Raw genomic sequence first — 14,891 nt, 5'->3', positions numbered from 1 at the left:
CGTTCAGCCTCAAAGCGGCGAGAAAAGATCGACGGCCTGCTGGCCGCGCGGAGGCTGCTGCACTTCCATCAGGCGGCCACGGCCACCGTAGGAAATGCGGGCTTCGGCGATCTTGTCATAGGAAATCTGGTTGTCGGAATTGACGTCCTGCGGACGAACGATACCGGCGACATTCAAAATGCGCAGTTCCTGGTTCAGGCGGACTTCCTGCGAGCCCGATATGACGAGGTTGCCGTTTTCGAGAATGCCGGTGACGACGGCGGCGACCAGAAGGGTGATCTTGTCGGTGCGCTCGATCTTGCCCTTGCCGTCGGTGCTGGTGTCGGAGCCGTAGGTCAGGTCGGTCTTGGACTGAGGCGTCCAGCCGAAGATCTGGGCGTTGACGTCCCAGTTCATGCCGCTCGAGTTCGTGCGGCTGCGGTTGGTCTCGTTGTCGAAGGAGGCCTTGTCGTTGATCTGGATGTCGACGGTCAGGATGTCGCCGACGTTGAGCGCGCGCGCATCCTTGAAGAGGGCGGCCTGCGAATCACTCCACAGCGAATAACCCTGGGCGACGGCGCGCGGCTGCTTCGGATAAAGCGCCATCTGCGGCGTCTGGCCGTAGGCAAGGCCGCTGCCGATCGGGCTCATGGCGGGCGCACGACCGATCTCGCTGACCGCCGTCGGAGACTGGCAGCCCGCAAGGAGTGCGAGGGCGGCGATCGCGGCCGGGAAACGCATATTCATGAAGGATCCTTCGACGTATTGGGATCGGACGCACTGGCGATGATACTGGCGATGGCCGCGGCCTTCTTCGCGTCCATCTCGTTGAGGATGAGGCTCGACTGGCGCGGGCTGAGCCGCATGATCACGGCTGAGGCCACCTCGATATTCATATCCTGCAGCTGGAGTGCAGCGGCATCCGGCTTCATCTTCTTGTAGATTTCGGTGAGGCCGGCTTCGGCCTGCTTCAGGAAATCGTCGCGCCGCTTCAGCCAGTCCTGATATTCGGCCTTGCGCTTGTCCATCTCGGCCACGCGGGCGTCGATGTCGGCGCGAAGCTTTTCCAGTTCCTGCTTCTGCAGGAGGTAACGCTGATCGCGGGCGGGGTCGGCGATATTGGTGCAGAACTGTTTGATCTCGTCCTGGGAGGTGATGTCGCCCGCCGGCGCGTGCTCCTGCGCGAAGGCGCTCGGGATCGACAGGAGCACGAGGCCTGCCGCCGGCAGCGCCAGCCGGCGCAGCAGTTGCACAACCGTCATGTCGGGATTGAGGATCGTCTTCATTGCAGCACGAGCTCCGCCTGCAGGGCGCCCGCCGACTTGATGCCCTGGAGAATGGCGATGATGCCATCCGGTTTCACGCCGATATTGTTGAGGCCGGCGACGAGGGTCCTGAGGTCGGGACCGTCGATGATGGCGACGCGCCCGCCGGTCTGCTGAGCGGCGATATCGGTCTGCGGCTGGACCGCAGTTACGCCGCGCGAGAAGGGTTCGGGCTGGATGATCTGCGGCGTCTCGGTGACCTGCACCGTCAGGGTACCGTAGCTGACGGCAACCGGCGAGACGCGGACATCCGAGCCGATGACGATCGTTCCGGTGCGCTCGTTGATCACAACCTTGGCCGGCGTATCGGTCTCGACGATGAGATTTTCGATGTCGGCCATCAGTCGGGTGAGATCGGCCGTGCGCGGCTTTTGGATCACCACTTCCTGCGAATCCTTGGCTTCGGCGACCGCGCCGCCGAAGCGCGCCGAGGCATAACCGTTGACGATGTCGGCGATACGGATCGCCGTCGAGAAGTCGGGGTTGCGCAGCTGCAGGACGAGATTGACCGAATCCTTGAAGCGGGACGGCAGTTCGCGCTCGATGATGGCGCCGCCCGGAACCCGGCCGGCGGTGGTAACACCTTCGGTCACGGTCGCTGCCTGGCCCTGGGCCTGAAAACCGGTAACGATGGCGGCCCCTTGCGCGACGGCATAGATCTGGCCGTCGGCGCCGGAAAGCGAGGTCATGACAAGCGTGCCGCCGCGCAGCGACGTTGCGTCGCCGAGCGAGCTTACTGTGACGTCGATACGGCTGCCGGGGCTTGCGAAGGGCGGCAGGTTGGCGGTGACCATGACCGCCGCCGTGTTCTTGGCGTTGGACTGGCTGCCCTGTGTCGAGATGCCGAGGTTCTGCAGCATCGCCCGCATCGATTGCTCGGTGAAGGGGGACGAACGGAAGCCGTCGCCGGTTCCCTGCAGGCCGACGATCAGGCCGTAGCCGATCAACTGGTTGTCGCGGCCGGCCTGAAGCGAGGCGATGTCCTTGATACGGGATGTCAGCGCCCAAGCGGGCGCGACGTCGGCCAAACTCATGGCGAGAACCGCGACAAGGGTAAAAAAGCGGAAGAACAATTTCATTTTGCCCTCACATGGATCGTGCCGTCCGCAAGCACCGTGCCGCTGACGATAACACCGGAATCCATATTGCGTGCGCGGATGAGCTGCCCGGTCGCACCGTCTTCGAGCGGCGTGCCGGCAGCCGAGATGGTCATCGCGCCGAGCGAAAAGACCAGGCGGATCGAAGAGCCGCGGGTCACCGTATAGGCTTCGCGCAGGCCAGAAACCGAAATGGTTCGGCCCGGCAACAGCGTTCGCTTGGAGACCAGGCCTTCGACCTGGGAAATGGATTTGGCAAAATCGCCGGCGAGGTTGGGATTGGTAACCTCGACCTCCTGAAGCTGGCTGGCCGACAATGTGTCGCCGGGGTAGATGATCGTCGTCGGGACGACGGCATAACCCATGCCGGCATCCACCTTCGCGGGCAAGAAAATGCCCGCGACTGCGATCGTGGCTGCCGCCACCCATCCTGAGATGTGTCCTGCCCGGCAAAACATCATGTTTCGGCCCTTCCCTTTACTTCAGGTTCTTGCTGACGATGGAGGCCATTTCGTCAGCGGTGGTGATCACCTTGGAATTCATTTCGTAAGCGCGCTGGGCCGAGATCAGCTCGGTGATTTCCTTCACCGGGTCGACGTTCGACGATTCCAGATAACCCTGCTTCATATAGGCGAAGCCTTCCTCGTCAGGATTGCCGACAACGGCATCGCCGGAGGCGGCAGTTTCCTGGAAGAGATTGTCGCCGATCGGCTGGAGGCCCGCCTCGTTGACGAAGTCGGCAAGCGTCAACTGGCCAAGCGTGGTCGCGCTCGTCGCGCCCGGCAGCTTGGCCGAAACCTCGCCGGAGCGGCTGATCGTCAGCTCGGTCGAGCCCGTCGGAATGGTGATGCCGGGAAGGACCTCGTAGCCGTCGACGGTGACGAGCTGGCCCTGGTCGTTCTTGTTGAAGGCGCCAGCGCGGGTATAGAGCGTCGTCCCGTCAGTCGACTGGATCTGGAAGAACCCCTTGCCGATCAGCGCCACGTCGAGGTCGTTGCCGGTCTGGGTCAGTTCGCCCTGAAGATGCAGGTTGCGGACCGCCGAGGTCTGGACGCCGAGACCGATATTGGCGCCTTCGGGAACGACGGCCTGGTTGGCGCGGTTGGCGACACCCTTGGCCCGTTCGGTCTGGTAGAGAAGATCGGAGAATTCGGCGCGGGCGCGCTTGAAACCCGTCGTATTGATGTTGGCGATGTTGTTGGCGATGACTTCCAGATTGGTCTGCTGGGCATCCATGCCCGTTGCTGCGATGGCGAGCGCTCTCATGTGTTCGTCCTCAAATCAGTTACATCTGCATCTTGGTGACTTCGAGAAAGGCCGAGACGACCTTGTCGCGGATGGCGATCGCGGTCTGCAGCGTCTGCTCGGCCTGGAGCATGGAATCGACGACCTCTCGCGTCGTCGCCGTGCCCTTGATCCCGGCGAAGGACATGCTTTCCGCACCCTTCAGGCTGGTGACCGCGTCTGTCGCCATGTTGCCCATGACGGAGGCGAAGCTCATGCCGTTGGCTGCACCCGCGGTCCCCGGCATGGTGGTGGCGGCAGACGACGAGGCGGAATTTTCGGTGTCGACGGCGCCGAGCGCACGGGTCATCGAAAGGTTGCTGACATTCTGGACGCTGCTGATCATTATTATTGGCTCTTCAGGAGGTCGATCGTGGAGGAGATGAGATCGCGGGTCTGCTTGATGGTCTGCAGATTGGCGTCATAGGAACGGTTGGCTTCGCGCATGTCGGCCATCTCGACCAGGATGTTGACGTTCGGCAGCTTGACGACGCCCTTCTGATCCGCAGCCGGATTGCTGGGATCGAATTCGGTGCTGAAATCGCCCTCGTCCTCGCCGACCTTCTTGACGTTGACCGTCTCGACGCCGCTTACGCGATCCATCTGCTGGCCGAAGGTGATCGTCTTGCGGCGATAGGGGTCGGCCCCCGGCGTGTCGCCGGTCGAGCGGGCGTTGGCAATGTTTTCTGAAACGATGCGCAGGCGGGTCGACTGCGCCTCGAGGCCGGAACCGGCGATTTTCATTGCGGCTGAAAGCGGATCCATGACTTTTACTTCCTGACGGTCATCAACATCATGCGGTTGAAAGAACTGACCAGCGAGGTGTTCAGATCGTACTGGCGCTTGATATCGCCCGACTTGGAGAGCTCTTCGGCCAAACCGACCGTGTTGCCGGATTCCTGAACGCCGATTTCCTGATCGAGTGCGGCGTCCTTGACGTCGATATCGCCGCTGGCGCTGAAATCGTTGCCGCTGAGATGGGCCGGATTGGTGCGCGCCATGGTGATGTCGGACTTATCGAGCACGGCATCGAAGGGCGTGACGTCCTTGGCATGGAATTTCGGGGTATTGGCATTCGCGATGTTGCCGGCAACAACCTGCTGACGGATCGTCAGCCATTCCGCCTGTCGCGAAGCCAAGTCGAAAAGTTGGATCGGTTGCATGAGAACTCTCCGTTTTTACTGCCCCGAACCTAGTGCGGTAATCTTGCGTGGGACTTACGGGAATTCCGGCTTCGAGACGCTTTTCGGCGAAAGCTTCCGCCACAAATGAACCGGGCTCCGGCCGGTTTGCGGCGGAGCCCTTTTGCCTTCAGCCTCTGCCGTAAGGTTCAGTTGTTCTGGTAGGTCTCCCCCTTGGAGGTGACGATCACCCATTTGCCCTGGCGCTGTTCGATCGTCGCAAGGCGGCTCTGGTCGGGCAGGATCGAGCCGACGCGCACCACATACATGCCGGAGGGATCCTCGATCAGCGCCCGGCCGTTGGAGACGTGCAGCAGCCGAAAGGACGATGTGCCGGGGAAAGGCTGATCTTCCAGTATGGCGCGGCCCTGGCGTTCCTTGCCGAGATCGGAGACCGTCGCCGTCGTCAGCGGGTCGACCGCCGGCGGCTTCTTGTCCGCCTCATTCTTGTTGACCATGGCAAGCGGCGAAACGCTGAAGACGTTGCGCGCCGGCCAGTTCGGCAGTTCGCGCGAATTGCTGCTGGCGGCGACATTCATGCCGAACTTGTCGGCGTTGAAGAACACGTACCAGGGGAAGAAGGCGGAAGCGCCGGCAAGCGCCAGGCCGGTAAAGGTCAGAAACCGATCCAGCATGACGGTCTTCCTGTGCTGGTTCAGGGAAGCGATGCGTTCGTCGTCAAATTCAGCCACGTCTATCTCCTCTGGATGGCGGCGGCCTGATTGCCCATGCCGGCTGCAGCTTTGAGCGCGCCGGCGAGATCGGCGAAGGCGTCGGGCGAGTCGCGATCGCCCGGAGACTGCTTCAGGACGTCGTAAATAATGGGCACCTGCTTGACCGCCATGTCGAGATCGGGATCGGCGCCCTGGCGGTAACCGCCGATCAGCCGCAGGTCGCGCGTTTCCTCGAAGCGGTGGATCAGCACCTTCAGCCGCGACACCAGCTTCTCCTGGTCCGGCGTCCAGGCCTTGCGGGCAAGACGCGAGATCGATGCGAGCGGATCGATCGGCGGATAACGCCCTTCTTCGGCGAGGCTGCGCTGCAGGACGATATGGCCGTCGAGAATGCCGCGCGTCGAATCGGCGATCGGGTCGTTGTGGTTGTCGCCGTCGACGAGGATCGAGATGATCGCCGTGATCGTACCGGCGCCCTCGGGGCCGGGACCGGCGCGCTCCAGCAGGCGCGGCAGCTCGGTGAAGACGGAGGCAGGATAACCGCGCGCGATCGGCGGCTCGCCGGAAGCGGTCGCCACTTCGCGGATCGCATGGGCGAAACGCGTGACGCTGTCGACGATGAAGAGGACGTTTTCGCCCTTATCGCGGAAATGTTCGGCGATAGTGACCGCCGTCAGCGGCGCCATCTTGCGCAGCATCGGGCTCTCGTCGCTGGTCGCGACGACGGCGATCGCCTTCTTCATATTGCTGCCGAGCGTATCCTCGATGAATTCGCGCACCTCGCGGCCGCGTTCGCCGACAAGCGCAATGACCACCTTGTCGAAGGCATCGGCGCGGGCGAGCATGGACAAGAGCGTCGACTTGCCGACGCCGGAGCCGGCGAAGATGCCGAGGCGCTGCCCGAGGCAGAGCGGCGAGAAGATGTCGATTGCGCGCACGCCGGTCTTGAAGCCGGTCGCGACACGCTTGCGGGTCATCGAGGGCGGCGCAGTATTGGAGATCGAACGGCGGTCGAGACCCTCGGCGATCGGCCCCAGCTCGTCGATCGGCTCGCAGAGCGAGTTGACGGTGCGCCCGCACCAGCTGTCTGCCGGCGAGATGCGGAAGGCGCCCTTGCGGATGACCGTATCGTGAATGCCGATCGGCTCGCCAGGTTCGATCGGGCAGACATAGATCAGATCCGGCTCGACGCGAACGACCTCGCCGAGATGGATGCCGGTCGCCGATTTATGGGCGACGAATTCACCGAGGCGCACATGGCGGGAGAGGCCGCGAACCGTGTAGTGACCGGCGGCGATGGTGTGCACGCGACCGCCATGGGCGACGGCGAAGTCCGGCGATACGTATCGGTCGACGAGATCGGCCAGATGCGCCAATTTCGGGGAAAGTCCGTCCTCGGGCAGGAGCGTGGTGTTCATGCTCAGCGGCTGCCCCCAAGCGTCTGGACGGCTTGCTTGAACGAATCCTCACTGTCGCGCATCAGCGACGAGACGCTTTCGAAGGCGCGGTTGACTTCGATCAGCTGGGTGATTTCGCGCATGGCGTTGACATTGGAGTTTTCGAGATAACCCTGCTCGACGCCGACATTGAAACGGTCGACGACGGCGCGCGGCTGTTCGGTGGTCATGATGCCGCTGTTTTCGTAGCGCAGGTAACCCTTGCTGATATCGGCCTCGAACAGGCCGAGCGAGGCGACCTGGCGGCTGTTCTGATAGATGATGCCGTCGGTGCCGACAGCCGGTTCGCCGCCTTTGCTGTCGAGCTGGATCGGCGCGCCGCCGGCGTCGAGAACCGGATATCCCCGGATCGAGACGAGTTCGCCGGTATCCTTGAGCGTGAAGCGGCCGTCCCGCGTCAGAACTCGGCCGGCCGGCGTATCGAGCGCAAACCAGGCATCGCCCTTGATGGCGAAATCGAGCATGTTGCCGGTATGCTGCAGTTCGCCGTTGCTTTCGTTCAGATAGTCATTGCCCTGGGAAACGAAGGCGACCTTGGTGTTCAGCTTGTTCTTGGTCGCCGCCACCATCTCGTCGAACTTCACCTCGGTGGCGCGAAAGCCGGTCGTGTTCACGTTCGCCATGTTGTCTGCGATGGTGGTCAGGCGCTTTTCAAGCGCCATCTGCGACGACAGAGAAACATAAAGACCGGATTGCATGTCGGTAAGCTCCAAGCATTGGCGATGAACGGAACGAAAAGCCGGGCGTCGTCTGTCTGGTTCGGCCGGGATTTCGCTGAGGCGGCATCTCAGAAACGGGCGCGGAGACCCATTCGTCTCCTTTAGACTGACGGCAGATGCTTGCGCGAAGCTGGCACGCGAAAATGCCTTGCCGGCGGCCTTTCATCAGCCTCACGCAAGGCAGAAACCCTATCCGTCTCAAAGAAAAGTAACGTTCAGATTGGGCTGACGATGAACATTATTATTGGATTTGTAGTTGTTTGCGGCTGTGTCATCGGCAGCTTCATGGCGATGGGCGGCCACGTCGACGCCCTGTTCCAGCCCTTCGAATTCGTCATCATCGGCGGTGCCGGTCTCGGCAGCTTCATCATGGCAAACCCGATGAAGGTGGTGAAGGATTCCGGCAAGGCGCTCGGTGAAGCCTTCAAGCACGCAGTTCCCAAGGAACGCAATTATCTCGATACGCTCGGTGTGCTCTATTCGCTGATGCGCGACCTGCGCACCAAGTCGCGAAACGAAATCGAAGCCCATATCGACAATCCGGCAGAATCGACCATCTTCCAGTCGGCTCCGACCGTTCTGAAGAACAAGGAACTGACGGCCTTCATCTGCGACTACGTGCGCCTGATCATCATCGGCAACGCCCGCAGCCACGAGATCGAAGCGCTGATGGACGAAGAACTCAACACCATCATGCACGACAAGATGAAACCCTACCACGCCATCCAGATCATGGGCGACTCCTTCCCGGCGATCGGTATCGTCGCGGCCGTTCTCGGCGTCATCAAGGCAATGGCCCACATCAACGACTCTCCCGAGGTGCTCGGGCACCTGATCGGCTCGGCGCTCGTCGGCACCTTCCTCGGCATTCTCTTGTCCTACTGCCTGTGCTCGCCGCTGGTCTCCCAGATCAAGGTCGTCCGCAACAAGCAGCACCGCCTCTACGTCATCGTCAAGCAGACGCTGCTTGCCTACATGAACGGCTCGGTGCCGCAGGTCGCTCTCGAATACGGCCGCAAGACGATCTCGGCTTACGAGCGTCCGTCCATCGATGCGGTCGAACAGGAAATGATGAACCCAGGCGGCGAAACCAAGGCGGCTTAAATGACCATGAGCAATGCTTCGCATGACAAACCGGCAATGGATCCCGCCCTTCTCGCCAAGCTTACAGGCGGGCTTGGCGACAGGGGCAGGGTTGCCAAGATCTGCAGCTCCTTCGGGGAAATCTACAGCGAATTCTTTCCCGACGTGATCAAGAGCGAGACCGGCCTCGAGGTGACGGTCAACTATCTCAGTTGCGAGATCGGCTACAAGAACCACCTGATCGACGACCTGAGCTCGAACGTCACGCTCGTCGATGCGACGCTGCGCAACTGGTCGCAGAATATCACGCTTGCCTGCGGCAACGGCTTTGTCATTACGCTGATGGAGCACCTGCTCGGCGCCACCGCCGATACGATCGAGGAGCCGGCCGAGCGGCTGCTGTCGATCATCGAAACCGATCTGGCGGTGATGGTTTTCGACAAGATCGCCAAGGTGCTGCGCTCGGCCGTCAACGCGCCCGGCGGTTTCGAACCGAGCCTTTCGGCCCCGCACGCCCTCGAGATGCGCGCTCGGCCGCCGGAGGACCGCCCGGACGAGTTCGCCGCCGCCATCAACATGTCGATCACGCTTGCCGGCATCGTTTCGGAATTTTCGCTGATCGTTCCGCAGACGGCGCTGCTCAAGACCAAGGTGACGCCGCCGAAGCCGAAGCGCCAGACCGGCCAGTCGGCGGAATGGACCGAACAACTCGGCGACCAGGTCCGCCGTTCGCATGTCACGCTCGAGGCCAAGATCAGGCTGCAGGACCTGACGCTGCGCACGATATCGAAGCTGATGGTCGGCGACGTCATTCCCTTCCACGACAGCGGCGACGTGCGCGTCGAGGTCAGTGCCAACAGCAAGGAATTGTATGTGTGCGAGTTCGGGCGTTCAGGCGAAAACTACATGGTCCGCGTCAAGGATACGATGAACTCGGATGACGAACTCATCCGTCATTTAATGAATTAATCGGTTCTCTGGCTTTTGGGCTGCAAAGGCAGTTTGAGGCAAGTTTCAACTGGAATAGTGATTTCATGGCAACGAAGAAAACACAGCAGAACAGCGACCTCTCCCTGGATCTTCCGGGCAGCGAAGCGGATCTCGACCAGGCGATCGACGATCTGCGCGGCGTGCTGAAGCAGGATGCCGATGGCGACCTGTCGCAGTTTGGCGGCGACCTGCAGGACGACCCCTTCGCAACCGGGACTGACTTGGCGGCTTTCGGCGGCGAGGCTTCGGAAACGCCGTTCGGCGGCGGCGATTTCGGTGGCGATTTCGGCGGCGGCAATGCCGGCGCGGCGGCGGGCATGGATTTCGGCAGCAGCTCCTCCTTCGAGGCTTCTCCGGCTCCGCTCGGCAGCGCCCTGAATTCCAACTTCGAACTGATCATGGACATCCCGATCGACGTCCAGATCATGCTCGGCACCAGCCGCATGCAGGTCTCCGGCCTGATGAACCTCAATGAAGGGGCGACGATCGCCCTCGACAAGAAAATCGGCGAACCGGTCGAGATTATGGTGAACGGCCGCAGGATTGCCCGCGGCGAAATTACGGTGCTTGATAACGACGACACCCGATTCGGTGTGAAACTGATAGAAGTTTTGAGTACGAAAAAAGCCTGATCCCTGTGTGGGACGGAGAGGTTAGACCATGATGGACTTTGACGATTTCGGCGGCGCGCTAGCCGGGAAACCGTTGACCCAGGCTGAAAAGGCGGCGGCTGTTCTTCTCGCTATGGGAAAGGGAGTCGCCGGCCGGCTGTTGAAATATTTCACCCAGGCCGAACTGCAGACCATTATCGCATCCGCTCAGTCGCTGCGCGCCATTCCGCCGGACGAGCTGCTGATGCTCGTTTCCGAATTCGAAGACCTCTTCACAGAGGGCGCCGGACTGATGGACAACGCCAAGGCGATCGAGGCCATTCTGGAAGAAGGCCTGACGCCCGACGAAGTCGACAGCCTGCTCGGCCGCCGCACGGCATTCCAGGCCTACGAAACCTCGATCTGGGATCGCCTCAGCGAGGCGGAGCCGACATTCGTTGCCCAGTTCCTGCTGCGCGAACATCCGCAGACCGTCGCCTATATTCTTTCGATGATGCCTTCCAACTTCGGCGCCAAGGTGCTGCTGCAGCTTCCCGATAATCGCCGCGCCGACATCATGAACCGAACGGTCAACATGAAGACCGTCAGCCCGAAGGCTGCGCAGATCATCGAGAACCAGGTGATGACGCTGCTTGCCGAGATCGAGGCAGAGCGCAATGCCGCCGGCTCGACAAAGGTCGCCGATCTCATGAACGAACTCGACAAGCCGCAGGTCGATACGCTGCTCACCTCGCTCGAATCGATCAGCCGCGAATCGGTCAACAAGGTCCGCCCGAAGATCTTCCTGTTCGAAGACCTCATGTACATGCCGCAGCGCAGCCGCGTGCTGCTGCTCAACGACATCTCGACGGATGTGCTCACCGTCGCGCTGCGCGGCTCGCCGGCCGATATCCGCGAATCGGTTCTCTCCGCCATCAGCCCGCGCCAGCGCCGCATGATCGAATCGGATCTGCAGAACGGCATGGGCGGCGTCAATCCGCGCGAGATCGCCATTGCGCGGCGCGCCGTGGCGCAGGAAGCGATTCGCCTGGCCAACTCGGGTCAGATCGAGCTCAAGGAGAAGGAAGGCGACGCTTCGGCAGCCGCCTAATCTTCCGAGACTGTTGACAAATCCGGCGTGCGGCAAAGCGGCCGTTGATCGCCGTGTCGCAGGCGACTACCCTTCAAGTGATTGGCTGCGCTTTAAAGCGCGTCGCGAAGAACCTCGGTTCCGGCGACGCGCTTTAGCTCATTGTTTTGATGCTGCGGCCTATTTCATTGACGGAGGGCTGCGACTTGGCAGACGATGACAAGGATAGCAAAACAGAAGCCCCGACCGCGAAAAAGCAATCCGACGCCGCGGAAAAAGGCAATTTGCCGTCTTCACGCGAGCTGTCGATTTTCGCGACCATCCTTGCCACCTACATCTATCTGGTGTTTTTCCTTCCCGAGGGCGTCGGGCGCATGACGGAAACGCTGCGCGACATCTTCGAGCAGCCGGACCAATGGAAGATCGAGACGGGGCCGGACATCCTTTCGCTGTTCGTCCGGCTCGGCTGGGCAAGTGCGGCGTTGGTGGCGCCGGCTCTCATCATGTTCATGGTGTTCGGCATCGCCTCCTCCGTCTTCCAGAACCTGCCGACGCCGGTGCTCGAACGCATCCGTCCGCAGGCCTCGCGCATCTCTCCCGCCAAAGGCTGGGGACGGCTGTTCAGCCTGCCAGGCCTCATCGAGTTCGGAAAGTCACTATTCAAGGTCGTCGTCGTCGGGGTGATCCTGTTTTTCGTGCTCCGGAGCGAATATTTCAGCTCGATCGATGCGATGTTTTCCGACCCGCAGACGATCCTCGTGCGGATCACGGCGGCGATGCGCAAGATCATCATCGTCGTGCTGATCGCGACCGCGATCGTGGCGATCGCCGATATTTTCTGGACGCGTCATCACTGGTTCACCGAACTGAAGATGACGCGGCACGAGGTCAAGGAAGAAAACAAGCAGGCGCAGGGCGACCCCTTCGTCAAGGGCCGGCAGCGCTCGCTGATGCGCGACCGCGCGCGCCGGCGAATGATCGCCGACGTGCACCGCGCAACGCTTGTCATCGCCAACCCGACGCACTATGCGGTGGCGCTGCGTTACGCGCGTGAAGAAAACGATGCGCCGGTGGTGCTGGCCAAGGGCCAGGACCTCATCGCGCTCAAGATCAGGGAGATCGCCGAGCAGAACGGTATCCCGGTGTTCGAAGATCCGCCGCTTGCGCGCTCCATGTTTGCGCAAGTCTCGGTCGATAGTGTCATCCCGTCAGTCTTCTATAAGGCCGTTGCGGAGCTGATCCACCGGGTCTACGCCGCAGACGCCAAGAACAAACGGGTAAGATAAGCCGAATGAAAAAATGCCCCCACTCTACCCAGCGTGAGAAAATCCTGGCAGAAGCGATCAGCCCGGTCGCCACCGAACTGCGCCTTCTGGATGCCTCTGACCTTATTTCACTGCTGCGCTTCGAGTATTACGGCAATCTTTCCGATCTCGTCGCCTCGGCAGCCGAGCTTTTCTTTCATCCCGGCACGGTGAATTTCGGCCTGGGCGGCAACTATACGCTGGAATGGGGCGGCAAGCCCGAAGTCGTGCTCGACCTGGAAATCAAGCCGCGCGGGGTCACCGTCTACGCCCAGCTCACCCTTGCCGAAGACCATGCCGGCATCGAGATCAACCACATCGCTTTTCAGAATCCCTCGGCCGATCCCGACGAGAACACCATCTTCCTGAAAAAAAGCCTTCGGGAATCGCGTTACAACGTCAACCAGACGCCACGGGCGCTGGCCAGCTGACACTCTCAAGGCAAAAGCACATCACATGAAGCAGGTTTGAAGCCGCCTGCTTCGAACCCGAAATCGCAACCGGTTTCCAGGTTCCTGCGCTGTCGGGGTCAGCTGATATAGCCGAGCCGGATTGCCTTGGCGATCGCCTGGATGCGATTGACCGAATCGAGCTTGATGGTCGCCGAGCCGAGATAGGCGTTCACGGTGTGCACCGAGAGGCCGAGCTTGTCGGCGATCTCTTCGCTGATGCGGCCGTCGCCGGCAAGCTGGAGACAGGCGATCTCACGTTCGCTGAGCGCCTCGGCGGCAGCCGTGCGGCGTTCGTCGAGCGAGAGCAGATCCATCATGATATGGCAGCAGCGACCGTGCAGCTCGACGATGGTATCGCTCGAGGGGTCGATCTCGTCGCCGGTGAAAAGGATGAAACCGTTGCCGACGGCGCCGAGCCGCACCGGAAAGGCAAGGCCGGAAAAAGGCAGGATACCGTCCTGCAGCCGCGTCATGAACGGCGCGAAGTCGGCAGGACCGGGCGCGGCGCGGTCGTAACCGCCGGCCCATGAGAGCGGCAACAACGATTTTTCGATATGGTCGAGAAGAATATCGCCGTAGGCATCCGTGAAAGCCTTGCCGAAACCGGCATTGGCAGAACCCCAGTTCTCGAGCTCGCAGACCAGGCGCTGCTTTGCCGGAATGCCCGAGCCGCTGACGCGAAAGATCGCGAACCCCTGCGCATCGGCAAGCTTCTGCATCGCAATCAGCCGCGGGAACAGATCGGACCGGCTGGAAATCCTGTTCACACGCACCATGCGCAGCTGATCGGCGCTGCTCATCGTCCTGGCTGATGGATGCGCCATGGATTCCCCCTATACGAGATTATTGCGGACGGCGAAGGCAATGGCCTCGGACCGTGTCTTGGTCGCCGTCTTGCGCATCACGCTGGTGATGTAGTTGTTGATGGTATTGCGGGAGATGCCGAGGATCATCGCGATCTCGTCGCTGGTCTTGCCCTCGGCGATCCAGAACAGGCATTCCAGCTCGCGATCCGTCAAATCGAAATCGCGGTCGACCCTGGTACCACCGCAGCGAAGGAAACTCGCGACATAACCTGCAAGCAGGCCGACATCCCGCAGGCGCTCCGGCGAAAGGATGAAGCCCTCGCCGAACAGGAACATCAAGGCCAGCCGCGACCGACCGACATTGAAGGTGAGAGAACAATATTGGCGGCTGGCGCCGTCCGGCACGTCGGCGTTGTCAGGCATGAGAGCAAAATTCGGCTGGAAGACCTGCATGCATTTTTCCAGCTCCGTCGAACGGGCATAGCCGCGCACCAGATCATTGGCGATATCCCTGACCAGGTCGAAGGGCCAATCGGACGAAACGATGAAATCGAGACCGCTTTCCTGGAGGAGATCGCAGCGCGCCAGAAGGTAGTGCGACGCACCGACATACTCCGTCAGCGCGCGCAGACCAGACTGCAACCTGCCAGTGTCGGCGACACCGTGCAGGCGCTGGAGCAGTTCATCGCGCGGCAACAGATCCGCCACCACCGCGCTCGCGAAATTCGACATTTGCCTCTCGCCTTTGCTCGCCTGAATTACATCCATATCCATTGGCAATGTCCTGCGGCTGAGAAACGATCAAAGTCGGTGCAACAGCAATTTTTGTATAAGGGATTCAATTCAAGTCCCGCTCGAAT

19 protein-coding genes are annotated in these 14,891 nt (G+C 61.3%); 6 read left to right on the top strand and 13 right to left on the bottom strand.

Annotated features, from left to right (window positions below; genetic code table 11):
* Positions 1-9 precede the first annotated feature (9 nt).
* The 11 genes from flgH to flgF form a co-directional block, all read right to left on the bottom strand.
* Complete coding sequence (gene flgH, locus RHEC894_RS03445; RefSeq protein ID WP_085736195.1) at positions 10-726, bottom strand: flagellar basal body L-ring protein FlgH; 717 nt, start codon at positions 724-726, stop codon at positions 10-12.
* A complete protein-coding gene (locus RHEC894_RS03440; RefSeq protein ID WP_085736193.1) occupies positions 723-1,265 on the bottom strand; it encodes a MotE family protein in 543 nt (180 codons plus the stop codon). Before RHEC894_RS03440 ends, flgH begins: the two co-directional genes overlap by 4 nt.
* Positions 1,262-2,383 carry a flagellar basal body P-ring protein FlgI gene (locus RHEC894_RS03435; protein ID WP_085736191.1) on the bottom strand — a complete coding sequence of 374 codons (1,122 nt, stop codon included), beginning with the start codon at positions 2,381-2,383 and terminating at the stop codon, positions 1,262-1,264. The genes RHEC894_RS03440 and RHEC894_RS03435 overlap by 4 nt, the downstream gene beginning before the upstream one ends.
* On the bottom strand, positions 2,380-2,862 hold the full coding sequence (gene flgA / locus RHEC894_RS03430; RefSeq protein WP_085736189.1) for a flagellar basal body P-ring formation chaperone FlgA: 483 nt from the start codon (positions 2,860-2,862) through the stop codon (positions 2,380-2,382). Before flgA ends, RHEC894_RS03435 begins: the two co-directional genes overlap by 4 nt.
* A gap of 16 nt (positions 2,863-2,878) precedes the next feature.
* A complete protein-coding gene (gene flgG / locus RHEC894_RS03425) occupies positions 2,879-3,667 on the bottom strand; it encodes a flagellar basal-body rod protein FlgG (protein ID WP_085736187.1) in 789 nt (262 codons plus the stop codon).
* A gap of 19 nt (positions 3,668-3,686) precedes the next feature.
* Positions 3,687-4,031, bottom strand: coding sequence for a flagellar hook-basal body complex protein FliE (locus tag RHEC894_RS03420; protein WP_085736185.1), 345 nt, complete (start codon positions 4,029-4,031; stop codon positions 3,687-3,689).
* 2 nt (positions 4,032-4,033) lie between these two features.
* Positions 4,034-4,450, bottom strand: coding sequence for a flagellar basal body rod protein FlgC (gene flgC / locus RHEC894_RS03415; RefSeq protein WP_085736183.1), 417 nt, complete (start codon positions 4,448-4,450; stop codon positions 4,034-4,036).
* 5 nt (positions 4,451-4,455) lie between these two features.
* A complete protein-coding gene (gene flgB / locus RHEC894_RS03410; RefSeq protein WP_085736181.1) occupies positions 4,456-4,848 on the bottom strand; it encodes a flagellar basal body rod protein FlgB in 393 nt (130 codons plus the stop codon).
* A gap of 167 nt (positions 4,849-5,015) precedes the next feature.
* A complete protein-coding gene (locus RHEC894_RS03405) occupies positions 5,016-5,558 on the bottom strand; it encodes a flagellar protein (RefSeq protein ID WP_085736179.1) in 543 nt (180 codons plus the stop codon).
* A 2-nt stretch (positions 5,559-5,560) separates the two neighbouring features.
* The gene (gene fliI, locus RHEC894_RS03400) at positions 5,561-6,958 is read right to left on the bottom strand and encodes a flagellar protein export ATPase FliI (protein ID WP_085736177.1); all 1,398 of its coding nucleotides are present in this window, start codon (positions 6,956-6,958) and stop codon (positions 5,561-5,563) included.
* Positions 6,959-6,960: 2 nt separating this feature from the next.
* Positions 6,961-7,695, bottom strand: coding sequence for a flagellar basal-body rod protein FlgF (flgF, locus tag RHEC894_RS03395; RefSeq protein ID WP_085736175.1), 735 nt, complete (start codon positions 7,693-7,695; stop codon positions 6,961-6,963).
* 252 nt (positions 7,696-7,947) lie between these two features.
* Between flgF and motA the strand changes: the two genes are divergently transcribed.
* The 6 genes from motA (at position 7,948) to RHEC894_RS03365 (ending at position 13,204) form a co-directional block, all read left to right on the top strand.
* The gene (motA, locus tag RHEC894_RS03390; RefSeq protein ID WP_085736173.1) at positions 7,948-8,820 is read left to right on the top strand and encodes a flagellar motor stator protein MotA; all 873 of its coding nucleotides are present in this window, start codon (positions 7,948-7,950) and stop codon (positions 8,818-8,820) included.
* Positions 8,821-9,768, top strand: a complete 948-nt coding sequence (locus RHEC894_RS03385) for a FliM/FliN family flagellar motor switch protein (protein ID WP_085736171.1) — start codon at positions 8,821-8,823, stop codon at positions 9,766-9,768.
* Positions 9,769-9,833: 65 nt separating this feature from the next.
* Complete coding sequence (fliN, locus tag RHEC894_RS03380; protein WP_085736169.1) at positions 9,834-10,421, top strand: flagellar motor switch protein FliN; 588 nt, start codon at positions 9,834-9,836, stop codon at positions 10,419-10,421.
* A gap of 28 nt (positions 10,422-10,449) precedes the next feature.
* Positions 10,450-11,490: a flagellar motor switch protein FliG gene (gene fliG, locus RHEC894_RS03375; protein WP_085736167.1), complete on the top strand. Its 1,041-nt coding sequence runs from the start codon at positions 10,450-10,452 to the stop codon at positions 11,488-11,490.
* A 185-nt stretch (positions 11,491-11,675) separates the two neighbouring features.
* On the top strand, positions 11,676-12,755 hold the full coding sequence (flhB, locus tag RHEC894_RS03370; protein WP_085736165.1) for a flagellar biosynthesis protein FlhB: 1,080 nt from the start codon (positions 11,676-11,678) through the stop codon (positions 12,753-12,755).
* 5 nt (positions 12,756-12,760) lie between these two features.
* Entirely contained in the window at positions 12,761-13,204 is a 444-nt protein-coding gene (locus RHEC894_RS03365; protein ID WP_085736163.1) for a hypothetical protein, read from the top strand.
* A gap of 98 nt (positions 13,205-13,302) precedes the next feature.
* On the opposite strand, the gene RHEC894_RS03360 is transcribed toward RHEC894_RS03365, so the two are convergent.
* Entirely contained in the window at positions 13,303-14,049 is a 747-nt protein-coding gene (locus tag RHEC894_RS03360; RefSeq protein WP_085736162.1) for a helix-turn-helix transcriptional regulator, read from the bottom strand.
* A 9-nt stretch (positions 14,050-14,058) separates the two neighbouring features.
* Positions 14,059-14,805 carry a LuxR C-terminal-related transcriptional regulator gene (locus RHEC894_RS03355; RefSeq protein ID WP_085736160.1) on the bottom strand — a complete coding sequence of 249 codons (747 nt, stop codon included), beginning with the start codon at positions 14,803-14,805 and terminating at the stop codon, positions 14,059-14,061.
* Between the last annotated feature and the right edge of the window lie 86 nt (positions 14,806-14,891).

The sequence above is a fragment of the Rhizobium sp. CIAT894 genome (assembly GCF_000172795.2).
In the GTDB taxonomy this organism is placed as follows: Bacteria; Pseudomonadota; Alphaproteobacteria; order Rhizobiales; family Rhizobiaceae; genus Rhizobium.
This window is presented reverse-complemented; position numbering and strand designations above follow the sequence as displayed.